Source organism: Microbacterium algeriense, assembly GCF_008868005.1.
Classification (GTDB): domain Bacteria; phylum Actinomycetota; class Actinomycetes; order Actinomycetales; family Microbacteriaceae; genus Microbacterium; species Microbacterium algeriense.
Window position 1 is genome coordinate 244,310 of record NZ_WAAO01000003.1, and the last position, 24,396, is coordinate 268,705.

Sequence of the window (24,396 nt, forward strand, 5' to 3'; positions counted from 1 at the left end):
TGTTTATCTTTTAAACAGTGTGTTACCGTCATACACAGTTGCGTTGCTCATACACAGTTTTTGCCATACACAGAAAGGCTCCACGATGGAGACAGCCATCGAAGTGCGCGGCCTGAACAAGGCGTTCACCCGCAAGACGGTCATCGACGATCTCGACTTCACGGTCGCCAGGGGCGAGGTCTTCGCCCTCCTCGGCCCGAACGGCGCCGGGAAGACGACGACCATCAACATCCTGACGACGCTCACGTCCCCCGATGCCGGCTCCGCGCTGGTCGCCGGGTGGGACGTCCGCGATCAGCCGATCGAGGTGCGACGTCGGATCAGCCTGACCGGCCAGTCCGCTGCCGTGGACGATGCGCTGACCGCCACGGAGAACGTGGTCATGTTCGCGCGTCTCGCGGGACTCGGGCGCGCCGCCGCGAAGCGTCGCGCCGCCGCACTGATCTCCCAGTTCGATCTGGTCGATGCGGCATCCCGCGCCGTGCGCACGTTCTCCGGAGGGATGCGGCGCCGACTCGACCTCGCCCTCAGCTTCGTCGTGACGCCAGAGGTGCTCTTCCTCGACGAGCCGACCACCGGACTCGACACCCGGAGTCGCCGCGCGCTGTGGGACATCATCCGCATGCTCGCGGACACGGGCACGACCGTCTTCCTCACGACCCAGTACCTGGAGGAGGCCGACCAGCTCGCCGACCGCATCGCCGTGCTGCACGACGGCAGGATCGCCGCGATGGGGACGCCGGCCGAGCTGAAGGCCCGCGTGGGCGGCGACACCGTCGAACTCCTGGACGACCACGGCGAGATCCGGCGGGAGATCCCCACCGACGGCAGCGTCGCCGGCCTCCGCCGGGCGCTCGACCTGCTCGACGAAGACGGGGAGGACGGCATCGTCGCGCTGCGCCGTCCGACCCTGGACGACGTGTTCCTCGCCGTCACCGCCCCCACCGCCCCGAAGCGCACCGAGAAGGAGCTCGCATGAACGCCACTCTCGCGGCGCCGCGCACCGCCCCGGCATCCGCCTCTCCCCGCCCGCGGCTGCGCGGCCTCACCGCCGAGTCCGTGTTCGTGGGCCGCAGCCTTCGCCACTCGCTCCGTGACGGGGAGTCGCTGCTGATGGCCATCCTGCTGCCCGTGATGCTCATGCTCATGTTCACCTGGGTGTTCGGCGGAGCGATCGACCCGTCCGGGGCGTACGTCGACTACGTGGTCCCGGGCATCATCCTCACGTGCGCGGGATTCGGCGCCTCCTCGACAGCGGTCTACGTCGCGAACGACATGCGCACCGGCATCATCGACCGGTTCCGCACCATGCCGGTCCGCGCCGGAGCCGTGCTGACAGGCCATGTCGTGGCCAGCGTGCTGCGGAACCTCATCGCGACCGCCATCGTGATCGGCGTGGGCATCCTCGTCGGCTTCCGCCCCCGTGCGACGCCGCTCGAGTGGATCGCGCTGACCGGGCTCATCGCTCTGTACATCCTCGCGATCACGTACCTGTTCGCGGCGATCGGACTGGCCGCGGGGAGCCCGGAGGGCGCGAACGGGTACGGATTCATCCTGCTGTTCCTCCCCTACCTGTCGAGCGCCTTCGTCCCCGTGGCGAGCATGCCGGATTGGCTGCAGCCGGTGGCGGCCCATCAGCCGATCACTCCCATCGTCGAGACGATCCGCGGACTCCTCACCGACGCACCCCTGGGCGGCGAAGCCTGGTGGGCGATCGGCTGGTGCCTCGCGATCCTGCTGGTCGCGGTGGCATGGGGTGCCTGGCTGTTCCGCCGCAAGGCCGCCCGCCGCTGAGTCCGCGGAGCTTCAGGCTCCCAGACGCTTGAGGGCCGACGCGACGACGTGCTTGGCGGAGGCCGCGGCGCGCCCGACGACCTCGGCGGCGTGCGCCGCGCCGTCCGGCAGGGGCGCTCCGGGGTACTGGATGTCCGGGGCGTCATCGCCGAAGGCGTCGACCAGGAACGGGACGAGCCAGTCGTCCACGACCTCGAGCGGCTCGACCGCGAGGCTGTAGAACCGGCGCTGCCCGTCTTCGCGCACCGTGACCAGCTCGGCGTCGCGGAGCACCTTCAGATGCTTGGACACCGTGGGCTGGCTGATCCCCAGATCGGCCACGATCTGGCTGACACTGGTGCCGGTCTCGCCTTCGGACGTGCGCCGCAGCAGGAGCTGGAGGATGTCTCGCCTCGTACCGTCCGCGATCACGTCGAAGATGTCCGTCATGAGTTCAGGGTAGTCGTCCCCGCCACGGAGTACCATGACGAAGGCTCGGCGACAGGCGCCGTGCGACCGCAGGTGCGGTGGAGGCAGGAAACGGAGGGGGCGATGATGTCGGGCATCGTTTCGGCGTCGTCCCCCGGGCACCGTCTCCCGGGTGCGGGCGGATGGTTCAAGCACCTGGTCACGTCATCGCCGTCCCGGTTCGCGATCGCCGTGTTCGCGCTGCTGATCCTGGTCTTCACGGTGCTGTTCTCACTGCCGATCGCCTCTGCCGATCGCACCGTCACCCCCCTGAGCGACGCCCTCTTCACGGCCGTCTCCACGATCTGCGTCACGGGCCTCGCGACGGTCGACATGGCCAACCACTGGTCGCCGTTCGGACACGTGCTGGTGTTCATCGGCGTCAACATCGGCGCGCTCGGGGTGCTGACCCTCGCCTCGCTGATGGGCATGCTCATCTCCAAGCGACTGGGACTGCGGGCCAAGCTGATGGCCGCCGGCGACACGAACCCGCTCCGGGCACACGGTGGCGTCGTGAACGAGAGCCAGACCGTGCGGCTCGGCGAGGTGGGCCAGCTGCTCACCACGGTCGCCGTGTCCGCGCTGATCATCGAAGCCTCCCTCGCGGCGCTGCTCTATCCGGCGCTGGTGATGGCCGGGGTCGACGCCATCGCCGCCCTCTGGGAGGCGCCGTACTTCGCCGCGATGGCGTTCACGAACACCGGCTTCGCGCCCAACGACGGCGGCGTCGCGGTGTTCGCCGACGACTATCTCGTGCTGTCTCTGCTCATGGTGGGCGTCTTCCTCGGCAGCATCGGGTTCCCGGTCATCTACACGCTCGCCAAGCACGTCTGGCATGTGAAGCGCTGGTCGCTGCACTCCAAGCTCACGATCGTCACGACCGTGCTGCTGTTCATCCTGGGCGCGGCGGTCTTCGTCATCCTCGAGTTCGACAACCCCAAGACGTTCGGCTCGATGGACGCCGCCGACACGACCTTCCAGGCGTTCTTCCTCTCGGCCATGACGCGGTCGGGCGGCTTCAACGTCATCGAGATGGACGATCTGAACGGATCGTCGCTCCTCGCCGCGAGCATGCTCATGTTCGTCGGCGGCGGCTCGGCGTCGACCGCCGGCGGCATCAAGGTCACGACTCTGGCCGTGCTCGCGATCGCGGTGTGGTCGGAGGCGAAGGGCCGCCAGTCGGTGGAGGCCTTCGGACGCCGCATCCCCAGCGACGTGCAGCGCGTCGCCCTCAGCGTCGTCGCCTGGGGCGCCACCATCGTGGCGCTGTCCACCATCGTGATCTCGCAGATCACCAAAGCCGACATCAGCCATGTGCTCTTCGATGTGATCTCCGCGTTCGGCACGGTGGGCCTGTCGACGGGCCTCACCGGAGAGCTTCCGGATTCCGCCTCCTACGTCATGGCCGCGACCATCTTCATGGGCCGCGTTGGTACAGTGACACTCGCCGCGGCGGTCGCCGCGACATCGCGCACGCAGTACTACTCACTGCCCGTGGAAAGGCCGATCGTTGGTTGAAGTCCTCCGGGGCGACGCTCCCGTCCTCGTCATCGGTCTCGGCCGGTTCGGTGCCGCCTGCGCCGGAGAGCTCGACCGCCTCGACCGCGAGGTGCTCGCGATCGACGACAACCTCGAGCTCGTGCAGAAGTGGTCCGACCGCGTCACGCACACCGTGCAGGCCGACGCCAGGAACATCGACGCCCTGCGCCAGATCGGCGCACAGGACTTCCAGGTCGCCGTCGTCGCGGTCGGCTCGTCCATCGAGGCCTCGGTGCTGATCACCGCGAACCTCGTCGATCTGAAGGTGCCGCAGATCTGGGCGAAGGCGGTCTCGCAGTCGCACGGCAAGATCCTCGCCCGCGTCGGCGCGAACCACGTCATCTACCCGGAGCGCGAGGCCGGAGAACGCGTCGCGCACCTGGTGAGCGGGCGCATGCTCGACTTCATCCGCTTCGACGACGACTTCGTGCTCGCGAAGATGTACCCGCCGAAGTTCATCCGCGGCGTCGGCCTGAACGAATCCGGCGTCCGGTCGAAGTACAAGGTCACCGTGGTGGGCGTGAAGAGTCCGGGCAAGCCGTTCCGCTATGCCGAGGCGAACACGATCGTCACCAACCACGACCTCATCATCGTGTCCGGTACCAACAGCGACATCGAGCGCTTCGCCGGCCTCGACCGCTGACGCGCGGCGACACTCCCCGTCCCCCTCGCGGCGGATGCGCCGACCCTCACCGCCGTGGTGGGATGGGAGCCATGACCGACCCCACAGCGGCTCCTCCCGTCCTCGCCCTCCGCGGGCTCCGCAAGCAGTTCGGGCAGAAGGTCGCCGTCGACGACCTGTCCCTCGACGTCCCCGCCGGATCCATGCTCGGGCTGCTCGGACCCAACGGCGCCGGCAAGACGACGACGCTCGCCATGACCACCGGTCTGCTGCGTCCTGACGCGGGCACGGCGTGGGTGCTCGGGGCGGATGTCTGGCAGGACCCCGCCGAAGCGAAGGCCCGCATGGGCGTGCTGCCGGACGGCATCCGCATGCTCGACCGCCTCACCGGGGCGGAGCTGCTCCGCTACACCGGGCTGCTCCGGGCCATGTCAGAGGCCGAGGTCGTCTCTCGCAGCGGCGACCTGCTCGACGCGCTGGGACTGTCCGACGCGCAGGACACACTCGTCGTCGACTACTCCGCCGGCATGCGGAAGAAGATCGGGCTCGCGTGCGCGCTCATCCACGCGCCCCGGCTGCTCATCCTCGACGAGCCCCTCGAGGCGGTCGACCCGGTCTCCGGCGAGACGATCCGCCAGATCCTGCGCTCCTTCGTGGACAACGGCGGCACAGTGGTGCTGTCGAGCCATGTGATGGAGCTCGTAGAGTCGCTGTGCGACCGGGTCGCCATCGTCGCGGAAGGACGCCTGCTCGCCCACGGCCCCCTGGACGAGGTCCGTGCGGGGATGTCGCTGCAGCAGCGGTTCCTCGCGCTCGTCGGCGCCCACGACCTGGGAACGGAGACGCTCGCATGGTTGCGCTCCTCGTAGGTCTGCGGTGGCGGCAGCTGCGTCACCAGCTCGGCCGCAATCCGTGGATGATCGTCACGCTGATCCTCACCGGGCTGATCGCGCTCGGCTTCCTCGCCGCGCTCTCCGCGGGTCTCGTGGCCCTGCGCTTCGCCGCTCCCGATGCCGCGGTGACCGCGCTCGTCCTGACGGGCGCCGTGATCGTGCTCGGGTGGTGGATCGGCTCGATCCTGGTCAGCGCCGACGACTCCCTCGCACCCGAGCGGTTCGCGCTGCTGCCCGTGACCGCGCGGTCCCTGCTGCCGGGCCTCACGGTCGCCGCAGCCACCACGATCGGCGGCATCGGCACGACCACCGCGCTCGTGCTGATGCTCCTCGGCTGGTCCGTGAGCCTGCCGGCGCTGCTCGTCGCCGTGATCACGATCCCGCTGGCGGTCGCCACGTGCGTGCTCGGCGCCCGCGTCGTGAGCGGACTGCTCGGACGATGGCTGGCGCGCCGCAGCACCCGTGACCTCGTGGTGACGCTCGGCGTGCTGCTCGCGGCCTCCTCCGGGCTGCTGCTCAACCTGGGGATCGGCGCACTCACCACCGTGACCGACGTGGGAGGGGCCTTCGGCACGGTCGCCGACGTCGTCGCATGGACGCCGGTGGGCGCCGTGTTCGGCGTCCCGGCAGCCATCGCCGGCGGAGACCTCCTCGCCGCCGGTCTGCGTCTGCTGATCGCCGTCGCGACCGTCGCGGCGCTGTGGCTGCTCGCTCAGCGGCTGCTGGCTGCGCGGCTGGTCGCTCCGATCCAGAGCAGCGGCGGGGGTCGCGTCCGGTCGGGCGGAGTGCTCGACCGGATGCTCCCGGCGAATCCGGTGGGGGCCGTCGCCGCCCGCTCCCTGCGCTACTACCGCCGCGACCCGCGACAGCTCGTCAACATCGTGATGATGCTGCTGCTTCCGGCGATCTTCGTCGGCATCGCGGTCATGAACGGGCTCCAGGACGAGGCCATCGGGTTCGGGCCGGCCGTCACCCTCATCCCCGCGATCAACGCGCTCCTCGCGGGCTCCATCGTGCAGATGTCGATCGCCTATGACAACGACGCCGTCGCCCTGCACGTCATCACCGGCGTGCGCGGTACCGCGGACAGAGCGGGACGACTGCTCGGATTCGGCCTCCTCGCCGTCCCGGTCACCGCCGTGCTGTGCGTGGCGACATGTCTCCTGGCCGGCCGGCTCGACCTGCTGCCGGCGAGCCTCGGCGCCGCGCTCGGGCTCACGGCGATCGCGGCCGGATCCGGCGCGTGGGTCGGCGGTTTCCTTCCGGGACGCGCTCCCGCCCCGGAAGCCAATCCCTTCGGTCGGGGCTCGGCGGGCGGTGTGCAGTCCCTGCTCGCGATGATGATCATGTCACCGATCACGCTCATCCTGGGAGCTCCCGCCCTCGGGTTCGCGATCGCCGCGATCTGGAACCCCGTGCTCGGCTGGGTGAGCCTCGTGCTCGGCCTCGCGATCGGCGCTCTCGCCCTATGGGGAGGCGCCGTCCTCGGCGGACGCCTCCTCGACCGTCGCTGGCCGGAAGTGCTCGCGGAGGTCTCCAGCGAGAGCTGACCCGCCCGCCGGCCCTGCGCGCGAACAGGCAGTCGCGCAGCCCACGCGGCAACAGGCAATCGCGGGAGAACAGGCAGCATTTCAGCAGAACTGCGTGTTCCCGCTGGATGGCCTGATCCCGCCCACGCGAGAACAGGCGTGCGCGCGAGAACAGGCGTGCGCGCGAGAACAGGCGCGCGCGTGAGAACAGGCGTGCGCGCGAGAACAGGCGATCGCGGGAGAACAGGCAGCATTTCACCAGAAGCGCCTGTTCCCGGGGGATGGCCTGGCGCGACGCGGCGACTCAGGCGTCGATGTCGAGGATGAGGTGGACCTCGTCGTCGACGCCGAGACCCTCGCGGTCCTGGAGCGCCTTCTTGATCGGGACGATGTATCCGCCGTCCTTCGGCCAGAGCGCGGTGGTCACCGTCGTGTCACCGATCGTGACGGACGCGGGGATCATCCCCCACCCGTACGTCACGACCGACGCGACATCGTGGATCATCTCGCTCTCGACCGGCGGCACGGTGACGAAATGGAACGGTGCCGGCCCTCGCCAGTACCAGATCACCCCCTCGAACCGCAGCCGCATGCTCAGGCTCCGGCGGCGAGCTCCCGCGCCCGGGCGAGCGCGGCCGCGGCGGCGTCGGCGAAGGTCCGGTCGAGATGCGCGTCCTGCAGCACCGCGACGGCGCGCTCCGTGGTGCCCTTCGGACTCGTGACGCGGCGGCGCAGCTCCGCCGGCTCCTCGCCCGAGTCCTCGAGCAGGGCGGTCGCCCCGATGAAGGTCTGCTCGACCATGAGCCGCGCGTCGGACTCCGGGAAGCCCATGTCCACGGCCGCCTTCGTGAACTCCTCGATCAGCAGATACACGTAGGCGGGACCGGACCCCGAGATCGTCGACAGCGCGTCGATCTGCGACTCCGGCACCTCCACCACCGCTCCGACCGTCTGGAACAGGCGACGGACGAGGGTGAGGTCGTCCGCGGTGGCAGCCGTTCCGGCGGCGAGTCCGGTGACGCCCTTGCGCACGGTCGAGGGAGTGTTGGGCATGGACCGGATGACGCGCGCATCCGCGCCGAGCACGTCCGCGAACGTCTGAAGCGTGACCCCGGCGGCCACGCTGACCACGATCGTGTCGGCCGCCAGGTGCGGGGCGATCTCCCGGAGGAGGTCGGGCACCATCGCCGGCTTCACTCCGACCAGGACGATGCGCGCCCCGGCGACGGCCTCCGCATTGCCCTCAGGACGATCCGAGAGCGCGATGCTGGTGACGCCGGCAAGGCCCTGGAACGCCTCCGCCTTCTCCGTCGTCCGATTCGTCGCGGTGATCCCGCCGTCGACGTGGATGCCCGAGGCGACGACGCCCCGCAGGATCGAACCGCCCATCGATCCGGCACCGAGGAACGCGAGGGAGGGAAGCGAGTCAGCCATGTCGTCATCCTACGGCGGGCACTCCGGCATCCGCGGGCGGGCAGTTCTAGACTCGACGCATGAGTGCATCAGGAGGCAACAAGGCCATCGTCGCGGCGTTCCTGGCGAACATGGGGATCGCGCTCGCGAAGTTCGTCGCGTGGGCTCTGTCCGGGTCCGCGTCGATGCTGGCCGAGGCGATCCACTCGGTCGCCGACTCGGGCAACCAGCTCCTCCTGATGCTCGGCGGACGCAAGGCACGTCGTGGAGCGGACCGCGCGCACCCGTTCGGCTACGGCCGCGAGCGCTACGTCTACGCGTTCGTCGTGTCGATCATCCTCTTCTCCGTCGGTGGCCTGTTCGCGATCTACGAGGGCGTGGAGAAGCTCACGAACCCCCACGAGCTCGACAAGACCTGGTGGTGGCTGCCGCTGGTCGTCCTGGTGATCGCGATCGGCCTGGAGTCGTTCTCCTTGCGCACCGCGGTCCGCGAGAGCAACCTCGTGCGCGAGAAGGACCAGTCCTGGGTGTCGTTCGTGCGCCGGTCGAAGGCTCCGGAGCTTCCCGTCGTGCTGCTCGAAGATGTCGGGGCCCTCACGGGTCTGACCTTCGCCCTGCTCGGCGTCGGGCTCACCCTCATCACCGGAAACCCGGTGTTCGACGCCCTCGGCACCGTGATGATCGGTGTGCTGCTGGTGCTGATCGCGATCGTGCTGGGAGTGGAGACGAAGAGCCTGCTGGTGGGCGAAGGGGCGACCCCGGCCGACCACGATCGCATCGTCGACGCCATCACGGCGGGTGACGAGATCGAGAAGATCATCCACATGAAGACGCTCTATCTCGGACCGGACGAGCTCATGGTCGCCGCGAAGATCGCCCTCAACGCCGACAAGCCGCTGCGCGAGGTCGCCGACGACATCGACGCGATCGAGGCGAGGATCCGCGAAGCGGTACCGGTCGCCCGCATCGTGTACATCGAGCCCGACATCTACCGGCCGGCGATCGACCCGGAGCCCTCGACGGACGTCTTCGTCCTGAAGTCCTCGGACTGACGATGACGCGGTCGAGGCGGGTCGCAGCCGTGGGCCCGGCCGCGTGCCTGACCCTCGTCCTCTCGGCCTGCGTCCCGGACGCCCTGCTCTGGGGCGCGGACGGCGCGGAGGTCATCCGCACGACCGAGCGTCTGGTAGACCTGGCCGTCGCCGGCGATGCCGACTCCCTGGTGTGCGAGGGTCACGACCCCGAGCTGGGGGAGCGCGCCGACTGGGAGGGCCTGTCCGCCGAGGAGCCCGGGAGGTTCGTCGCCGAGCACTGGCCGGACCAGGCGGCCCACGAGCCGGACTGGAGCATCAACCTGTCGCTGGGCGCGGAGAGGGTGACGGCGGGGGAGCAGTTCCCCGGCGACGTGTTCTACCGGACGACCGAGGACGGGCTGTGCCTCGTGGACGTGGTCTGGTCGACCGTCGAGGGCTGAGGTCGGGTTCGAAGCACCCTCAGCGACGCTGCTCGAAGAACGCGCGCAGGAGTGCGGTCGACGCGTCGGCGTCCACGCCGCCGATCACCTCGGCGCGGTACGGGAGCCGTCGGTCGCGCAGCACGTCGTACATGGACCCCGCCGCCCCCGCCTTGTCGTCCCACGCGCCGAAGACCACCCGCCCGATCCGCGCCTGGAGGATCGCTCCCGCGCACATGATGCACGGCTCGAGCGTCACCACCAGGGTGTGACCCTCGAGATTCCAGGATCCGACCGACACCGCGGCGCCGCGCAGGGCCTCGATCTCGGCATGTCCTGTGGGGTCATGGGTCGCCTCACGGGTGTTGCGCCCTTCGGCGATGACGCGTCCCTCGGCGTCGACGACCACCGCACCGACCGGGATCTCCGACGCCGCTGCCGCCTCTTCGGCGAGCGCGAGCGCACGGCGCATCGCGGAGTCGTCGGCGGCGGTCATGGCTCGAGCCTACGACAGCCGCCGCCCCCGGCCGGCGGTCCGATGTCGTGTGCGCCCCGGCGGCGCATTACCCTGTATCCATGCGTGTTCACGTCGCCGACCACCCTCTCATCACCCACAAGCTCTCGGTGCTGCGCGACGCGCGGACTCCGTCACCCGTCTTCCGGCAGCTCACCGAGGAGCTCGTGACGCTGCTCGCCTACGAGGCCACCCGCAACGTGAAGGTCAGCCCCGTCGAGATCACCACTCCGGTGACGACCACGATGGGCGTGAAGATCTCCGAGCCGCGGCCCATCGTCGTTCCCATCCTCCGTGCGGGCCTCGGCATGCTCGAGGGTCTCGTGAAGCTGCTGCCGACCGCGGAGGTCGGATTCCTCGGGATGGTGCGCGATGAGACGACGTTCGAGCCGACGACCTACGCCGAGCGGCTGCCCGACGATCTGAGCGACCGCCAGTGCTTCGCGATCGATCCGATGCTCGCCACCGGTGGCTCGCTCGCCGCGGCCATCCAGTTCCTGTTCGACCGCGGCGCGAAGGACGTGACGGCGATCTGCCTGCTCGGCACCCCGGAGGGCGTCGCGGCGATCGAGGCGATGGCCGGCGACCGCGACGTCACCCTCGTCCTGGGAGCCCTGGACGAGCGCCTCAACGACAAGGGCTACATCGTGCCCGGTCTCGGCGACGCCGGAGACCGGCTCTACGGCACCGTCTGACCCCGGTGCGCGCTCGTCTCAGAGCGTGAGCCGGTAAGCGCGTTCGTCGCCGTAGTGCGTGAACCCCGCTCGGGCCAGGATCGGCGCGGACGTGGAGACCCGTCCTTTCACCAGCGCCGTGCGTGCTCCCCATTCGCCACTCCGTCTCAGCCGTTCGGCGAGGACGGCGCGGTAGGCGCCACGGCCGCGATCCGACTCGAGCGTCGAGGCTCCCCAGAGTCGCACGAAGCCCTCGTCGATCGTGCATCCCGCGGTGCTGACCGCTCGACCGCCGATCCGGCCGAGCACGCGGAACCCCTCTCGCGCCTGCAGAGCAGCGGCCACCTCGGCGAATTCCGTGCGCAGACCCTCTTCATCGAGGGGCTGCTGCTGCCACACCGGGACGTTGACCGCGTCGACCTCGCGGACCTGCTCGAGCGTGCGCACGACCTCGACCGTCACGTCGGCGGAGAGGTCGATGTCGGCACCGTCGACCGGACGCGCGAACACCGCCACGGTGTCGACGTGCTCCGCTCCGCGCCGACGCAGCTCGTCCTCGAGGTCCGGGCGATCGGCGGGGTTCGTCCAGAACGTGAACCGCGCCGCACCCCAGGCCCTCGTGCGCGCCAGGGCATGATCCACGACGGTCGGCGCATCGAGCGCGGAGTCGACCTGCGATGCACGCACACCGCCGCCGAACCTCTCCGGATCCCGCACGAGCAGCAGCTCCTCGCGTTCGTGCAGGCTGCCGCGCGGGAACCACACCCAGGCCGCGGCGGCGCCCAGGATCTCTTCCGCGCTGTGCGCGTCCGGGTCGCTGTGTGCGTGGCCGTCAGGCGCCGACATTCTGCGTCTCCTCCGCCCGCGCGACGGCGGACGCGGCGGCGCTCGGCGCGTCGTCCCCCGCACCGACCAGTGTCGCGAAGGCACTCAGGCGGGCGACTCCCTCGGGCGTGTACGGGAGGTCGTCGAGCAGCGCCGGCGAGTGGATCAGGTACGCGACGACCTGCGCGCGGGAGATGGCCACGTTGAGGCGGTTCTGCAGCAGCAGGAACTCCGGACCGCGCGGGGCGTCCCGGCCGCTCGAGGCGGCCAGGGAGGTGATCGAGACGACGGCCTCTTTGCCCTGGAAGTTGTCGACCGTGCCCACGGGGACGTCGGGGAAGCCCGCCTCGGAGAGCGCATCGAGCACGAGCTGACGTTGTGCGTTGTACGGCGTGACCACGATGATGTCGCTCTCGGCCAGCGGTCGACGCGAACGGAGCGCGTCGTTGTCCGTGAAGGTGCGTCCGACCAGATCGCGGACCAGCCGGACGACTTCGGCCGCCTCCTCGGCCGACTGCGTGGCATTGCCGCGGTGCCGGAGCGGCACCACGTGCAGGCCGGGATCGATGCGGTCGACCGCTCGGAGGTCGGTGCCTGGCGCGGAGGCGAGCTGTCCCGCGTAGGCGAGCTTCGACACCGGTGCTGCCACGAACGGGTGCATCCGCCAGGAGCGGGCCAGGAAGTAGCCGTACTCCGGCCGCACCACCGGGTCGCCATCCATGACCCAGCCGAGGGCCGACGTGTCCACCGGCTCCGGGTGAGCCCCCTGGCTCACCTGCGGAAGCTGCTGAGGATCCCCGAGGAGGAGGAGCCGCTTCGCCCCGGCGGCGACGGCGATCGTCGAGGCGAGCGAGAACTGGCCCGCCTCATCGATCACCAGCAGGTCGAGGCCGGCGCGGTCGACCCGCTGCGTGTTGCTGAAGTCCCACGCCGTGCCGCCGACGACCGCACCCTCGTCGGTGTGCTCCCCGAGGAATGACGCCATGCCGTTCTTCGGAATCGTCGTATAGGGAGTCTCGGCATCGGGGTCTTTGGGCGCCTTCGCCACCTGAGCGGGCGGCACCCCGTCGTCGACGACCCGCGCGAGGAGCGTCTCGATGATGGCGTGCGACTGCGCGACCACCCCGATCTTGAATCCGTGCTCGGTGACGAGCCGGGCGATGACCCGCGAGCCCGTGTAGGTCTTGCCGGTTCCGGGAGGACCCTGCACGGCGAGGTAGCTGCGGTCGAGATCGAGGATGCCCCGGACGATCGCATCGATCGCGTCCTCGTCGGCGGAGGGCAGTCCGGCACCGGACACCGTTCGTGGCGGGATGCGGCGCAGGATGTCTGTCGCGGCGTCGTGCGGGAAGTCGGGCGCCGCGTCATGCACAGCGTCGGCCCATTCGTCGATCGCCCCCTGCAGCGAGGCCACGCGAGGTGGCGCCGCGGGGGTGAGCGCGAGCGGAAGCTCGTCCCAGGTCTGTCCCTGCACCGCCGATTCGGTGACCAGGTAGCCGTCGTCGAGCACCTCGGTGACGGTCACGGTATGCGGGACGTGGACCGCGCGCGACGGCACCTCGGTGTCGAACGGAGCCGGGACGCCGTACAGCGCGAACGGCTGCGACCCCGCACCGAGAGTGGTGCCCGGCGAGACCTCGCCGCGGATCTCGATGTCGCGAGACATCACCCGACGCCCCTCCCCGATGCTCCACTCCCGACGGACCGTCGACGATGGTGCATCGACGCGGACGACATCACGCGTGCCGTCCCACATCGTCACCGGCTCGCGCAGGCGCTGGAAGTGCGAGACCCAGAAGCTCTTCGACTCCCGGGGGAAGTAGTCGATCGCGGCGGCCGCGAGACGATGGACGAGTCCGTCGCCGCCTGCCTCCCTGTCGCGCTCCGCGTCCGCGAGCAGTGCCACCGACCGCGGTGACGGCTCGTAGATCACCTCGTCGGCGGCATCGGGCGGGGCAGGCGCGACGCCCTTCTCCCGCGCGATGTCGATGAGCCAGTTGCGCAGTCGTCGTGTCGACACGCAGTCGTAGCGGTTGTAGTCGGCGAGGTCCGCGAGCACGGCGTCGGCCTCCGCGTCCTCCCCCGCCGCCGCCAGCTCGCGGGCGGCGACGTACTGCACGATCGAGTCGTCGCCCTTCTGCACGTCGCTGGTGCGCACGTCGGCGCCCATGTAGAGCGGCTCGAGCTTCTTGATCGAGTACGACCGTGATCCGACGCGCACGGTCCTCAGCACGAGCGGATACAGGTCGACGAAGACGCCCTCGCGCAGCAGTCGGTCGACCTCTCCCTCCCGCACGCCGTGACGCGCGGCCATGGCGACCAGGTGCGAGGTCTCGTACGGGGCGTAGTGGTAGATGTGCATGCCGGGGTGCGCGGCCCGGCGCAGCTTCACGAAGTCGAGGAAGTCCTCCAGCGCCTGCTTCTCGTCCGCGAACGTGTGCGCCCACAGCGCGGAATACTGATCGGCGTTGTCGACCCAGCCGAACAGGTAGTCGATTCCCCACTGGGCCTCACCGTCTGCGGCGGGCTCCGTGTAGAGGGGATCGCCCTCGAAGTCGAAGAAGATGTCGCCGTGGCTGGGCACCGGAAGAGTGTGGATCGCCGGAGCGTAATGCACCTCGTAGGTCGGCACTCCCTCCGCGTCGGCTCGGAGCTGCAGTCGCGCCTGAGCCCGAAGGTTCTCGAACGTGTCGACGTTCATGCCCTCGGGCGGCGTCGACGCGGCAGCCAGGTCATCGATCGTGTCGACACCGGCCGCACGCAGTCGCGCGCGCTGCACCGGGCGCATCCGGGCGACCATCAGCAGATCGCGGTGGGCGATCACCTGCTCTTCGCAGGTGGCGCAGCGTCCGCACGCCACGACCTGCAGGTCGCCACGGTCGTCTCCCCAGGCGAGTGGGGCGCCTGCCATGCCGTCGGCGATCGCGCGGTCGGCGATGAGCGCGCGCAGTCGCGCTCGGCGCACCCGGAACAGCGGGAGCAGGTCGTCCACGGCATGCGTGCTGATCGATCCGTCGCCGAGGATCAGGTCGACCTCATCGGATCTCGGGATGCCCAACCGGTCGAGCTGATCGACGTATGCCGCCAACTGCATGAGCGCCGTGACACGAGCTTTGCGGGCGAGCTTGGAGTCCTGCACCCGCCAGCGGCCATCCACGTCTTTGCGCAGGAAGTCCGCGAACCCGACGAACTCCTCCGTCGCGAAAGCGGCCTGGAACACCACGAGCGCGTCGGAGCGCAGGGCGGCGATGGTCTCTTCGACGGCGGCGCCGAGGGCTGCGGCGTCACTCGATGACACCTTGTCGATGCGGTGCACCCGCTCGTCGCCGAGGTCGGAGAGGTAGCGGGCGAGGACGTTGCGTTCGTGGACATCGCCGAGCTCTGCGGCGCGCTTCAGCGTCGCGTCCTCCGGCTCCTCCACCGCCGGCACCCTGCCCAGCTTCGCGTCGATCGCCCGGCACCAGGCGAACTCGCATTCGGCGGCCGCTTTGAGGTCGCTGGCGCTCCAGATGACGCGCTGCGCCTGAGTGTCGATCCGCACGATGCTCCCGTTCTCTCGGATGCTTCGACACTATCCGCGGCATCTGACACGGGCGAAGCGGCGGCCCGTCTCCTGGGGGTTGCGGTCAACGCCACCAGGTGTCGTCGGGAGTGACCGGAAGGTGCCGCTTGTGCTCCGTCGCCAGGTACCTCGCCTCGATGAGCCCTGCGACCTCGGGGTCGACGGCCTTTCCCTCGAGGAAGTCATCGATCTGCTCGTAGGTCAGGCCGAGCTCGTCCTCGTCCGCCCGGCCCGGCTGACCGTCGAGGAGATCGGCGGTGGGAACCTTGAAGGCGAGGCGGTGCGGCGCGTCGAGGAACTGGAGCAGCGACCGACCCTGCCGCTTGGTGAGGCCGGACAGCGGGAGGATGTCGGCCGCGCCGTCTCCGAACTTCGTGTAGAAGCCCGTCACGGCCTCGGCCGCGTGGTCCGTGCCGATCACGAGCAGGCCGTCGTGGCCGGCGAGCGCGTACTGCGTGACCATGCGCAGCCTGGCCTTGATGTTCCCGCGGTTGAAATCGGTGATGTCACTGGTGACGGCGAACTCGATGTCCTGCTCCACGCCGTCCACGCCGTTCTGGATGTTGACCTCGACGGACGAGTCGGGGGCGATGAACTCGAGGGCCGCTGCCGCGTCGTCCGCATCGTGCTGCACGCGGTACGGCAGACGCACGGCCAGGAACTTCGCCTCGCCGCCCTCCGCACGCACGCGTTCGACCGCGAGCTGCGCGAGACGCCCCGCGAGCGTCGAGTCCTGGCCGCCCGAGATGCCGAGCACGAAGCCCTTGGCCCCGGTCTCGCGGAGGTAGTCGGCGAGGAAGCCGACTCGACGGTCCACTTCGGCTTCGGGGTCGATCTCGGCCTTGACGCCGAGGTCCTCAGAGATCTGCTTCTGCAACGACATGTGATCCTCCGGTCTTGTCCTCGCACCAGTATCCCCCTGATCGCGTTACGAGGGCATGACGCCGCGGCGTTCGCATGCTCCTGCCAGCCACGGCCTGAGAGAATGGGGCAGTGAAACTCCTCGTCGCTGCGCTCGCGTCCGAATTGTCCGCCTTCCCGGAAGAGCTCGAGGGCTTCGACCGTCTCGTCACCGGGCCGGGCAAGCTACAGGCCACGTACGCGCTCACCCGTGCGCTCGATGCGAAGACCTACGACGAGATCGTGGTGGTCGGAACCGCGGGCGCGATCGATCCGGGGCTCGAGGCGACCGTCCACGAGATCGGCACGGCGTTCCAGCACGACGTCACGGATCTCGACGGCGTCGCCGGTCAGCACGTCTCCCTCCCCGCACGCGTCTCGACCGGGCGTGACGGTGTGCTCATCGCCACGGGCGACCATTTCGTGGAGGATGCGGAGGTCACCGCCGTGATCCGCCCGTCCGGCGCGGCGCTGGTGGACATGGAGACGTACGCCTACATCTGGGTCGCCGAGCAGTTCGGCGTGCCGATCCGGGTCTTCCGCGCCGTGTCGGACCAGGCCGAGGACGGCGCGCTGACCGACTGGCGCGAGGCTGTGGCGCGCTGCAGCGTGCAGTTGCGCGACTTCATCCGCAGCGAATACGGGGTCTGAGCGGCTCGGCCGTCAACGACCGCGTCAGCGGGTCTCGATCAGGCTCGGCCCGTTCGGCAGCGCCCGCACGGTGAGCTGAGCCGGGATCTGCTCCTGCATGGCCTCGACGTGACTGATCACGCCCACCGTGCGGCCGCCCTGGCGCAGCTCGTCGAGGGTGCGCATGGCGACGTCGAGCGTGTCGCCGTCGAGGGACCCGAACCCCTCGTCGATGAAGAGCGTGTCGAGACGGATGCCGCCGGCACGGGCCGTCACCACCTCGGCGAGGCCGAGGGCCAGGGCGAGGGAGGTCAGGAACGTCTCGCCTCCCGACAGCGACTGCGGCGGTCGGGTCTGCCCCGTGAAAGCGTCGAAGACCACGATGCCGAGACCGGATGTCGCGCCGCGCGCGGCGAGGGCGTCCGAGTGCTCCAGCTGGTATCGCCCCGACGACATGTCGTGGAGCCGACGATTGGCCGCTTCCACGATCTCCTCGAGCTCCGCTGCGAGGACGAACGTCTCGAGCGTCATCTTGCGCGTGTTCGCACCCCGACCGGCGATCGTGTCGGCAAGCCCCTGCAGGGTCTCGAACTCGGCGGCGTCATCCGCCGTGCGCGCATGCTCGGCAGCCGCGGATCGGATCAGGTCGGCGAGTCGCTCCGCGTCACCCGCGGAGCGCACCGCCTCGTCGACCGCGTGCTTCCAGCTCGCGCGCGCCTCGGCGGCGGCCAGCTCCGCGGGGGCCACGTCGATCGGCTCCTCCGGCAGCGTCCGCAGTTCCAGGTCGAACAGGATCGCGCGCTCCTTCTCGCGCTGCACCGCATGGTGCGTGATGCGCGCATCGAGGGCTTCCTGCGCGGCCGGCGACCGGAGGGATTCCTCGACCGCGGCGACGACGGGGAAGGCGGTGTCGGCCAGCGCCGCGTCCCGCTCGCTCTCGGCCTCCGCGAGCGCGAGCGTCCGTCTCGCCGTCTCGGCGACCGCCTCGACCACGGCATGAGCAGCCGCGATCTTCGCCGCCGCATCCTCCAGCCGGGCCCCGACGGAGGGGAAATCCCCGCGAGCCTCGGAGATCAGCGTCTGTGCATCTGCGGCGCGCTGGAGGAGCAGCGCGTGGGCTTCGCGCGCCGCGGCCAGCGCGGCGGCCGCCTCCGCCCGCTCCGCCTCGATCTCTCCGGCGCGGACGACGAGCGCGGCCAGACGCGCTTCGAGATCCTTGGCCTCTTCAGCGGCGGCGAGGCTGCGTGCCTGCGCCTCCTCCGCGTCAGCGAGCTCGGCCTCGGCCTGCTCGACGGATCGCTCCTCGGACCGCGCTGTCGCGGCGGCGAGCTCGGCGTGCAGCGCAGCGGACGCGGCGACGAGCTCCCGCTCCTGCTGCGCCGCCGCGTCGCGAGCAGCCTCGGCCTCCTCGATGTCCTCGCCCGAGACCGGATCGGCGTGCGACGCCGGCGCCGGATGCTCCTGCGAACCGCACACCGGGCATGCCGTGTCCGGCGCAAGGCGTGATGCCAGCTCGCCCGCCATGCCGTCCGCGCGCCGCTGACGGAGCTGTGCGAGAACGGTCTGCGCCCTGGCATGGGAGGCCGAGGCCTCGGCGACCTCGGCATCCGCGACGGCCAGCGCCTGCCGGAGACGGTCGGCCTCTCGGGCGGCCGCGCGGCGCGACCGGGCCGTGTCCACCGCTGCCCGGAGATCATCGCCTCGGTCGGCGATACGCCGAGCCTCGTCGCGTTCCGCCGTCAGCGCCGCCGTGGCCTCCGGCAGCGAGGCGCGTTCGCGCTCGCCGGCCGCGACGCGCTCCGCCGCTTCCTCGACAGTGGTCGCCGCTGCCGCCACCGCAGTCGCGAGGGCGGGCTCCTGCTCTTCCAGGTCGCGGGCGCGCTCCCACGCGCCGCTCTCCCGCGTGCGGGCAGCGGCCCATTCCTCCAGGTCGCCGTCGACGGACATCCCGAACGCGTCCCACACGGCACGCGCGGTCCGTTCGTCTTCGACCGCTTTCGCGTGCAGCACGGCGGCGCGCTCCGCCGCGGCGATGGCCGGCCGCAGCGCCTCCGCTGCGCGAGCAGCGGCGAGCTCGGCCCGCGCCTCGGCGATCTGCGGCTCCTCCGAATCCAGCTGCTCGAGAGCGACCCGTGCGCGGTCGCGTTCCTTCTGGGCCTGCCGCTCCTCGCGGGTCTTTGCGAGTGCGGCGTCGGCGGCGGCGGAGCGCTGCTCCGCCTCGGCCTGCTCGGATGCTCGACGCTCTGCGCGGTAGTCGGCACGGGCCTGGGCCCGCCGAAGGGCGTCGAGGCGCTCGTCCGTGGTGAAGACGCGCGTCGCGTTCTTCTCTTCTCCGGTCGACTCGTCCTCCGTCCCTTCGCCCCACAGTTCGACGGCGGTGACGAGGCGCTCGGCCTCCTCGACCCGAGCGGCCACGGTCGCCAGCCGCGCGCCGAGCATCTGCTCCGCAGCGCGCCGTCGCTCGTCGAAGCGGGCCTGCACGTCTTCGAACCGCTGAGTGCCGAACAGCCGGCGCAGCAGCACCTGACGATCGCGGCTCCCCGCCAGGAGGAACTCCGAGAAGCGGTTCTGGGCCAGCAGGATCACCTGAAGGAACTGCTCTCGGCTCAGCTGCAGGATCTCGTCGAGCTCGTTGCCGACGTCGACGGCCCTGGCCGCGCGCCCCACCCAGCCCGTCTCGGTCCATTCGTCCAGAGCGACGGCAGGAGCCTGCTTCGTCATGCCTCCCCCGCGCTTCGCCGGACGCAGATACTCCGGAGACCTCGTCACGCGGAACCGGCCCGCCGGCGTGCTGAACTCGACCACGACCTCGGAGATGTCGTCCGGCTCGCAGTGATCGCTGCGCAGGCGCTTCTCTCCCCCGTCGTAGCGCGGGACCCCGCCGTAGAGCCCGAAGCAGACCGCGTCGAGGATGCTCGACTTGCCTGCGCCGGTGCGGCCGGCGATGAGGAAGATCCCGTCGTCGGCGAACGCGTCGAAGTCCACGGTCTGGCGAGACCGGAACGGTCCGAAGCCCTCGATCTCCAGGCGATGCAGGCGCATCTAGACGAGCGCCTCCGCCCGCACGCGCTCGTCGAGCACGGAGCGGATCAGCGCGGCCTCGGTGTCGGTCGCCCCGTTCCCCGCCCGCACGTGCTCGAGGAAGGCTTCGATGCGGTCGGCGTCCGTCACGGCGGTCCGGAGACGCTGCGCGTAGGAACGCTCGCCTGCTTCCGTCGTGACAGCCGGCTGATGCTGCACCATCGCGCAGAACGGGAAGCTCTCGCGCAGTCGTCGCATCGGCTCGGTCTGCGGCACGGCGTCGGTGTAGATCGCACACACCCAGTCGTCCGCGTGCTCGGCGACCATCGCGGGAGCGAGGATCTCGTCGAGAGCACCCGTGAGGGTGACGAGCCGGCGCGGCACGGGGAGTTCGATCCACTCGACGGAGGCGAGGCCGTCGGCATCGAGGTCGACCAGCCACGATCCGCGCGGCTTGTGCTGCTCGCCGAAGCTGTAGTGCAGCGGAGCACCCGCGTAACGCACGCGGTCGCTGAGCTCCTGGCGACCGTGGATGTGACCGAGGGCAACGTAATCGGGGCCGTCGAACACGCTCACCGGAACCACGTCGAGTCCGCCCTGCCGCACCTCGCGCTCGAGTCCCACCGTCGCGTCGACGCCCGCGGTGAAGCAGTGCGCGATCGCCACCGAGCGGCCTTCGTGCTCGCGCATGCCGAGTCGGACCAGTTCCATCGCATGGGCCATGGTCTGCGCCTGCGTGCGGAGCTGACGCCCCGCGCTGTCTCCCTCAGGCCAATGCTGGCGCACGATCGCGGGCTCGAGGTACGGGATGCCGAAGAAGTGCACGGGGCCATGCGCGTCGTCGACCGTGACCGGCTGACCGATCGCCAGCGGATCCGTCAGCACATGGATGCCGTCGCGCAGCAGCCGCGACTGGAACCCGAGACGGGCCGCAGAGTCGTGGTTCCCGCTCGTGACGATGACGCGCGCTCCGGTGTCGTGCAGCGAGACGAGGGCGTCGCCGAGCAGCGTGTACGCAGCAGCCGCCGGAGTCGCCGAGTCGAACACGTCACCGGCGACGATCACGACATCGACGTCATGGCGACGGACCTGCTCCGTGAGCGCCCAGAGGACCTCGGCGAGGGCGTCCATGGTCGAGTTGCCATGGAACGTCCGGCCGATGTGCCAGTCCGAGGTGTGCAGGATGCGCATGTTCACACGGTACGAAGGACCTCGGACATTCCGTCCGAGGCGTGCCGCGGAAGCATGCCACGGCCAGGGAGGAGAAGAGCGGAAGGTCCCCTGACCCTCCCTCGTCGCGACGATCGGCACGCGGTGATGCGAAGTGCGCTGTGCGCGGTCACCTGTGCGGCGTGCGGGGCTGCGCGATGCGGGATCCGGGCTGCCCTCCGCCCGACAGGGCCGGAATTGCCCCTCCGGCAGGGGTTGTGCCCGCTCCGTCGCGACTACCGACTCCCGCTCTCCTCCTCCAGGTCGTTCGACCAGTTCGCCTGCTGGATCCGGTTGTCCAGCTCGCGCAGCTCTTGTGCGACAGCGTCGGCCTGAGCCCGCAGCCGTGCGACGGGGAGCGCCGAGACCTGCCGCAGCTCGGAGCGCATCTGGCGCAGGAACTGGTCGTTCGCACCCGACGCCGCGGCAGCAGCGTCGGTCAGCACGGAGTGCCGCAGGCGCAGCACGTCGCGCGTCGCCAGCGCGTCGGTCATGGTGCCGTCCGCCCCGAGGTCGAGACGGGCGTTCGTGGCGTTGATCCGCCGGATGAGGTCGCGCAGCTCGGTGAGCGAATCCTCCGCCTCCCGGATCAGCGCGGCGGCGTCCTCGGCCGGCTCCTCGCCCTCCTGGAAGCGGGCGTTCGCGACGATCCGAGCGCGCAGCTGCTCGATGCGACGCTGCAGGTCGGCGCGCGCGGTCAGGGCCTCGGCGAGTCTCATGAGCCCATCCTCGCAGCGAGCGCGGCGTAACAGTGCGTCATACGGGCGATGTCACCGACGCCGCAGCAGTCCGGCATGCTCTGGGTGCGCCGAGAACCAGTCCGCGACGTACCAGCACACGGCGTCGACCTTGCGGTCGCCGCGCTCGATGATGTCGGCCACCGCGCCCTCCACGACCTTCCCGGCGTAGCCGTTGCCCCGGAAAGTCGGGACGGTGAAGGCCCGCGTCAGAGCGATCGTGTGCCCGTCGTCCCGGTAGTCGAGGACGCTCACGAGCTTTCCGTCGCGCATGAGCGTGTACCGCGACGCGTCCTTCTCATCGGTCAGGAGGAAGCCTCCGACAGTGTGCGAGATCGTCATCTCCCCCACGTTACGCCCGCCGGGGCTCACGCGGTCGTTTTGACATGGGCGGTCATGATCGGACATAATCCCCCCATGACCACCAACGCACGCCCTTTGTCCGCCCAGGAGGCGAACGGGACTGCCGGGATGATGATGCCCGGTCGCGTTGGCATGTGTTGCCGAATGTGTCGCTGAACGAACAGCCACCCCGCCTGACCTGACCACTCGCGATCTGCGAGGTCGGCGTCACCGAGCATCCACCCTCTGCTCGCTTCCCGGCTCCGCCGGTCATTCACGCAACGCATCAGAGCCCCTCTCGATCCGGGCTCACGTCCTGAGGACTTCATCATCATGTCGAACACCGCACTTCTCGAGCGTCCCGCCGCCGCCGTCCGCACCCAGACCGCCGCCGCTCCCCTGCCCTCCGCAGCAGCAGACCTCCCGGCCGTGCGCTCGCCCCGCGGCTTCGCCCTCTACGTCGGCCTGGACGAGATCAAGGCCGCCGAGGCCGGCGTCAGCCTCCCCCTCCTTGTCGACGCCCTGCGTCGCACGCTCGCCGAACTCGCGCCCGGCGCGGAGACGCACGCCACGGTCGCCCTCGCCCCGCACGGCTCCGGCGGACGTGACCTCGACGTCGTCCGACTGGCGCTGCAGGAGCCGGGCGCGATCGCCCGCACGAAGGCGGCTGCCGAGGAGGACACGGTCGACGAGGAGAGCGGCGTCACCGTCGACATCTCCCGCAAGCGCGTGCTGATCGACGGCGAGTCCGCGGCGTTCACATACAAGGAGTTCGAGCTCCTGCAGTACCTCGTGCTCCGCGAGGGCCGGACGATCGAGCGCAGCGAGCTCGTCTCCGCCCTCTGGCAGGCGCAGGACGACGAGACCCCCGGAGAGCGGACCATCGACGTGCACGTTCGCCGCCTCCGCGCGAAGCTCGGTCGCTACGAGGACATCGTGCGCACGGTGCGCGGTATCGGCTACCGGTTCGACCGGCACGCCGACGTCGTCATCCGCTACGGCCACGGCACGCCCTCGCCCGACCGCTTCTGACCCTCCGCAGCCTCGGAGGCGGTGTCAGGGACGGCGCGTAGGGTGGGCGCATGACCCTCACCGCAGACCCCGCATCGGCCGACGCTGCGGCCGCGGGGGCACCGCGCGAGACGGTCTACCGGCCTCCCCATCCCCTCGACCTCCGGCGCACGGTCGGGATGCTCCGCCGCGGCGGAACCGACCCGACCATGGTCATCGACGGTCCCGTCATCTGGCGCACGATGCGCACGGAGCTCGGCCCCGCCACGCTCGCCCTCCGCATGACGGGAGCGGAGGTCAGGGCCACGGCCTGGGGGCGCGGAGCGGAACTGGCCCTCGACCGCGTGCCCGATCTGTGCGGCGCCCGCGATGACGACGAGGGCTTCGATGCGTCCCGCCATCCGCTCATCGCCGATTCAGCGCGCCGCAACCCCGGCCTCCGCCTCACTCGCGGCGGCGAGGTGTTCGACGCCCTCGCGTGCGCGATCATCGAGCAGAAAGTCACGGGCATGCAGGCCTTCGGCGCCTGGCGCTGGCTCGTGTCCCGATACGGAGAGCGCGCGCCCGGTCCGACCCCTCGCCCCCTGTTCGCCGCGCCGTCACCGGAGCAGTGGTTCCGCATCCCGTCCTGGGCCTGGCACCGCGCCGGCGTCGAGCCGCCGCAGTCGCGGACGATCGTTCGTGCCGCGGAGCGCGGCGACCGCATCGCCCGTGCCGTCCATGCGGCGGCGGACGGCGTCGATCGCGACCGGGTGCTCACGAGCCTGCCCGGCGTGGGCGTCTGGACATCGGCCGAGACCCGCATCCGCGCCCTCGGCGACCCGGATGCGGTGAGCGTCGGCGATTACCACCTGGCGCACGAAGTCGGCTACGCCCTGACGGGCAAGCGCACCGACGACGCGGGGATGATCGAGCTCCTGGCCCCGTGGGCAGGTCACCGGCAGCGGGTCGTCCGCCTCATCTTCGCCAGCGGCGTGCAGGAGCCGCGCCGCGGTCCCCGGCTCGCCCCGGAGGACCATCGCGACCGCTGACGCCGCCGCCTATGCTGGGGCCATGTCCCGTACCGCGCTGCGCATCTCCGTCACCGTCGGCCTGCTCGTCGTCGGCGTCGTGATCGGGCTCATCTTCCAGAACGTGTGGCTCGGCGTGCTCCTCGCCGCGATCGTGTGGTTCGGATGGTTCCTCGGCTACGAGTCCCGCCGCGGCCACAACGCCGGCGTCAACGACGAGGATCACGGCGTCGAGCTCTGAGCCTGTCGCCTCTGGGTCCCTGAGCCTGTC

Annotated in this window: 24 protein-coding genes; 13 read left to right on the plus strand and 11 right to left on the minus strand. The window is 70.4% G+C overall.

Annotated features, from left to right (window positions below; translation table 11 throughout):
• Positions 1-85: 85 nt before the first annotated feature.
• Both F6A08_RS14965 and F6A08_RS14970 read left to right on the plus strand, forming a co-directional pair.
• Positions 86-979, plus strand: a complete 894-nt coding sequence (locus tag F6A08_RS14965; RefSeq protein WP_151459872.1) for an ATP-binding cassette domain-containing protein — start codon at positions 86-88, stop codon at positions 977-979.
• The gene (locus F6A08_RS14970; RefSeq protein ID WP_017204623.1) at positions 976-1,794 is read left to right on the plus strand and encodes an ABC transporter permease; all 819 of its coding nucleotides are present in this window, start codon (positions 976-978) and stop codon (positions 1,792-1,794) included. Before F6A08_RS14965 ends, F6A08_RS14970 begins: the two co-directional genes overlap by 4 nt.
• 12 nt (positions 1,795-1,806) lie before the next feature.
• On the opposite strand, the gene F6A08_RS14975 is transcribed toward F6A08_RS14970, so the two are convergent.
• Positions 1,807-2,223 (minus strand): ArsR/SmtB family transcription factor, encoded by a 417-nt coding sequence (locus F6A08_RS14975; RefSeq protein WP_017204622.1) that lies wholly within the window; start codon positions 2,221-2,223, stop codon positions 1,807-1,809.
• 105 nt (positions 2,224-2,328) lie between these two features.
• On the opposite strand from F6A08_RS14975, the gene F6A08_RS14980 reads away from it, so the two are divergent.
• From F6A08_RS14980 to F6A08_RS14995, 4 genes are all read left to right on the plus strand, one after another.
• A complete protein-coding gene (locus F6A08_RS14980; protein ID WP_026050012.1) occupies positions 2,329-3,759 on the plus strand; it encodes a TrkH family potassium uptake protein in 1,431 nt (476 codons plus the stop codon).
• A complete protein-coding gene (locus F6A08_RS14985; protein WP_017204620.1) occupies positions 3,752-4,423 on the plus strand; it encodes a potassium channel family protein in 672 nt (223 codons plus the stop codon). Before F6A08_RS14980 ends, F6A08_RS14985 begins: the two co-directional genes overlap by 8 nt.
• A 71-nt stretch (positions 4,424-4,494) precedes the next feature.
• Positions 4,495-5,271 (plus strand): ABC transporter ATP-binding protein, encoded by a 777-nt coding sequence (locus F6A08_RS14990; protein WP_151459873.1) that lies wholly within the window; start codon positions 4,495-4,497, stop codon positions 5,269-5,271.
• On the plus strand, positions 5,253-6,845 hold the full coding sequence (locus F6A08_RS14995; RefSeq protein ID WP_151459874.1) for a hypothetical protein: 1,593 nt from the start codon (positions 5,253-5,255) through the stop codon (positions 6,843-6,845). Before F6A08_RS14990 ends, F6A08_RS14995 begins: the two co-directional genes overlap by 19 nt.
• A gap of 283 nt (positions 6,846-7,128) precedes the next feature.
• On the opposite strand, the gene F6A08_RS15000 is transcribed toward F6A08_RS14995, so the two are convergent.
• Positions 7,129-7,416 carry a DUF1905 domain-containing protein gene (locus F6A08_RS15000; RefSeq protein WP_151459875.1) on the minus strand — a complete coding sequence of 96 codons (288 nt, stop codon included), beginning with the start codon at positions 7,414-7,416 and terminating at the stop codon, positions 7,129-7,131.
• Positions 7,417-7,418: 2 nt separating this feature from the next.
• Positions 7,419-8,258 carry a pyrroline-5-carboxylate reductase gene (proC, locus tag F6A08_RS15005; protein ID WP_151459876.1) on the minus strand — a complete coding sequence of 280 codons (840 nt, stop codon included), beginning with the start codon at positions 8,256-8,258 and terminating at the stop codon, positions 7,419-7,421.
• Positions 8,259-8,317: 59 nt separating this feature from the next.
• On the opposite strand from proC, the gene F6A08_RS15010 reads away from it, so the two are divergent.
• The gene (locus F6A08_RS15010; RefSeq protein ID WP_017204615.1) at positions 8,318-9,289 is read left to right on the plus strand and encodes a cation diffusion facilitator family transporter; all 972 of its coding nucleotides are present in this window, start codon (positions 8,318-8,320) and stop codon (positions 9,287-9,289) included.
• 2 nt (positions 9,290-9,291) lie between these two features.
• Complete coding sequence (locus F6A08_RS15015; protein WP_225855855.1) at positions 9,292-9,711, plus strand: hypothetical protein; 420 nt, start codon at positions 9,292-9,294, stop codon at positions 9,709-9,711.
• Positions 9,712-9,730: 19 nt separating this feature from the next.
• On the opposite strand, the gene tadA is transcribed toward F6A08_RS15015, so the two are convergent.
• Complete coding sequence (gene tadA / locus F6A08_RS15020) at positions 9,731-10,186, minus strand: tRNA adenosine(34) deaminase TadA (RefSeq protein ID WP_151459877.1); 456 nt, start codon at positions 10,184-10,186, stop codon at positions 9,731-9,733.
• An 80-nt stretch (positions 10,187-10,266) separates the two neighbouring features.
• On the opposite strand from tadA, the gene upp reads away from it, so the two are divergent.
• The gene (upp, locus tag F6A08_RS15025) at positions 10,267-10,899 is read left to right on the plus strand and encodes a uracil phosphoribosyltransferase (protein WP_017204612.1); all 633 of its coding nucleotides are present in this window, start codon (positions 10,267-10,269) and stop codon (positions 10,897-10,899) included.
• A gap of 18 nt (positions 10,900-10,917) precedes the next feature.
• Here upp and F6A08_RS15030 read toward each other — a convergent pair whose 3' ends face one another.
• From F6A08_RS15030 to nadE, 3 genes are all read right to left on the minus strand, one after another.
• Complete coding sequence (locus F6A08_RS15030; protein WP_151459878.1) at positions 10,918-11,724, minus strand: hypothetical protein; 807 nt, start codon at positions 11,722-11,724, stop codon at positions 10,918-10,920.
• Entirely contained in the window at positions 11,711-15,244 is a 3,534-nt protein-coding gene (locus F6A08_RS15035) for a TM0106 family RecB-like putative nuclease (protein WP_151459879.1), read from the minus strand. Before F6A08_RS15035 ends, F6A08_RS15030 begins: the two co-directional genes overlap by 14 nt.
• Before the next feature lie 85 nt (positions 15,245-15,329).
• The gene (nadE, locus tag F6A08_RS15040; RefSeq protein ID WP_017204609.1) at positions 15,330-16,148 is read right to left on the minus strand and encodes an ammonia-dependent NAD(+) synthetase; all 819 of its coding nucleotides are present in this window, start codon (positions 16,146-16,148) and stop codon (positions 15,330-15,332) included.
• Between the two features lie 110 nt (positions 16,149-16,258).
• Between nadE and F6A08_RS15045 the strand changes: the two genes are divergently transcribed.
• Complete coding sequence (locus F6A08_RS15045; RefSeq protein WP_151459880.1) at positions 16,259-16,816, plus strand: phosphorylase family protein; 558 nt, start codon at positions 16,259-16,261, stop codon at positions 16,814-16,816.
• 24 nt (positions 16,817-16,840) lie between these two features.
• Here the strand turns inward: F6A08_RS15045 and F6A08_RS15050 are convergent, their stop codons facing one another.
• The 4 genes from F6A08_RS15050 to F6A08_RS15065 form a co-directional block, all read right to left on the minus strand.
• The gene (locus F6A08_RS15050) at positions 16,841-19,837 is read right to left on the minus strand and encodes an AAA family ATPase (protein ID WP_151459881.1); all 2,997 of its coding nucleotides are present in this window, start codon (positions 19,835-19,837) and stop codon (positions 16,841-16,843) included.
• Positions 19,838-21,007 (minus strand): exonuclease SbcCD subunit D, encoded by a 1,170-nt coding sequence (locus F6A08_RS15055; RefSeq protein ID WP_151459882.1) that lies wholly within the window; start codon positions 21,005-21,007, stop codon positions 19,838-19,840.
• A 254-nt stretch (positions 21,008-21,261) separates the two neighbouring features.
• Positions 21,262-21,744: a DIP1984 family protein gene (locus F6A08_RS15060; protein WP_017204605.1), complete on the minus strand. Its 483-nt coding sequence runs from the start codon at positions 21,742-21,744 to the stop codon at positions 21,262-21,264.
• A 51-nt stretch (positions 21,745-21,795) separates the two neighbouring features.
• Positions 21,796-22,104, minus strand: coding sequence for a GNAT family N-acetyltransferase (locus F6A08_RS15065; RefSeq protein WP_017204604.1), 309 nt, complete (start codon positions 22,102-22,104; stop codon positions 21,796-21,798).
• A gap of 333 nt (positions 22,105-22,437) precedes the next feature.
• On the opposite strand from F6A08_RS15065, the gene F6A08_RS15070 reads away from it, so the two are divergent.
• Genes F6A08_RS15070 through F6A08_RS15080 form a run of 3 tightly spaced genes read left to right on the plus strand, consistent with a single transcriptional unit; the run spans position 22,438 to position 24,366 of the window.
• On the plus strand, positions 22,438-23,136 hold the full coding sequence (locus tag F6A08_RS15070; protein ID WP_151459883.1) for a winged helix-turn-helix domain-containing protein: 699 nt from the start codon (positions 22,438-22,440) through the stop codon (positions 23,134-23,136).
• 50 nt (positions 23,137-23,186) lie between these two features.
• A complete protein-coding gene (locus tag F6A08_RS15075) occupies positions 23,187-24,146 on the plus strand; it encodes a DNA-3-methyladenine glycosylase family protein (protein ID WP_151459884.1) in 960 nt (319 codons plus the stop codon).
• A 22-nt stretch (positions 24,147-24,168) separates the two neighbouring features.
• Positions 24,169-24,366: a hypothetical protein gene (locus tag F6A08_RS15080; RefSeq protein ID WP_017204601.1), complete on the plus strand. Its 198-nt coding sequence runs from the start codon at positions 24,169-24,171 to the stop codon at positions 24,364-24,366.
• The last annotated feature ends 30 nt before the right edge of the window (positions 24,367-24,396 follow it).

Bases quoted from the DNA above. Each gene is read 5' to 3' on its own strand.
- F6A08_RS15000 (WP_151459875.1), bottom strand. From the start codon at position 7,416: ATGCGGCTGCGGTTCGAGGGGGTGATCTGGTACTGGCGAGGGCCGGCA.
- F6A08_RS15060 (WP_017204605.1), bottom strand. From the start codon at position 21,744: ATGAGACTCGCCGAGGCCCTGACCGCGCGCGCCGACCTGCAGCGTCGC.
- F6A08_RS15015 (WP_225855855.1), top strand. From the start codon at position 9,292: ATGACGCGGTCGAGGCGGGTCGCAGCCGTGGGCCCGGCCGCGTGCCTG.
- F6A08_RS15010 (WP_017204615.1), top strand. From the start codon at position 8,318: ATGAGTGCATCAGGAGGCAACAAGGCCATCGTCGCGGCGTTCCTGGCG.
- F6A08_RS14965 (WP_151459872.1), top strand. From the start codon at position 86: ATGGAGACAGCCATCGAAGTGCGCGGCCTGAACAAGGCGTTCACCCGC.
- nadE (WP_017204609.1), bottom strand. From the start codon at position 16,148: ATGTCGTTGCAGAAGCAGATCTCTGAGGACCTCGGCGTCAAGGCCGAG.
- F6A08_RS15055 (WP_151459882.1), bottom strand. From the start codon at position 21,007: ATGCGCATCCTGCACACCTCGGACTGGCACATCGGCCGGACGTTCCAT.
- F6A08_RS14995 (WP_151459874.1), top strand. From the start codon at position 5,253: ATGGTTGCGCTCCTCGTAGGTCTGCGGTGGCGGCAGCTGCGTCACCAG.
- F6A08_RS15070 (WP_151459883.1), top strand. From the start codon at position 22,438: ATGTCGAACACCGCACTTCTCGAGCGTCCCGCCGCCGCCGTCCGCACC.
- upp (WP_017204612.1), top strand. From the start codon at position 10,267: ATGCGTGTTCACGTCGCCGACCACCCTCTCATCACCCACAAGCTCTCG.
- F6A08_RS15030 (WP_151459878.1), bottom strand. From the start codon at position 11,724: ATGTCGGCGCCTGACGGCCACGCACACAGCGACCCGGACGCGCACAGC.
- proC (WP_151459876.1), bottom strand. From the start codon at position 8,258: ATGGCTGACTCGCTTCCCTCCCTCGCGTTCCTCGGTGCCGGATCGATG.
- F6A08_RS15075 (WP_151459884.1), top strand. From the start codon at position 23,187: ATGACCCTCACCGCAGACCCCGCATCGGCCGACGCTGCGGCCGCGGGG.
- F6A08_RS14990 (WP_151459873.1), top strand. From the start codon at position 4,495: ATGACCGACCCCACAGCGGCTCCTCCCGTCCTCGCCCTCCGCGGGCTC.
- F6A08_RS15050 (WP_151459881.1), bottom strand. From the start codon at position 19,837: ATGCGCCTGCATCGCCTGGAGATCGAGGGCTTCGGACCGTTCCGGTCT.
- F6A08_RS14975 (WP_017204622.1), bottom strand. From the start codon at position 2,223: ATGACGGACATCTTCGACGTGATCGCGGACGGTACGAGGCGAGACATC.
- F6A08_RS14980 (WP_026050012.1), top strand. From the start codon at position 2,329: ATGTCGGGCATCGTTTCGGCGTCGTCCCCCGGGCACCGTCTCCCGGGT.
- F6A08_RS15065 (WP_017204604.1), bottom strand. From the start codon at position 22,104: ATGACGATCTCGCACACTGTCGGAGGCTTCCTCCTGACCGATGAGAAG.
- tadA (WP_151459877.1), bottom strand. From the start codon at position 10,186: ATGACCGCCGCCGACGACTCCGCGATGCGCCGTGCGCTCGCGCTCGCC.
- F6A08_RS14970 (WP_017204623.1), top strand. From the start codon at position 976: ATGAACGCCACTCTCGCGGCGCCGCGCACCGCCCCGGCATCCGCCTCT.
- F6A08_RS15080 (WP_017204601.1), top strand. From the start codon at position 24,169: ATGTCCCGTACCGCGCTGCGCATCTCCGTCACCGTCGGCCTGCTCGTC.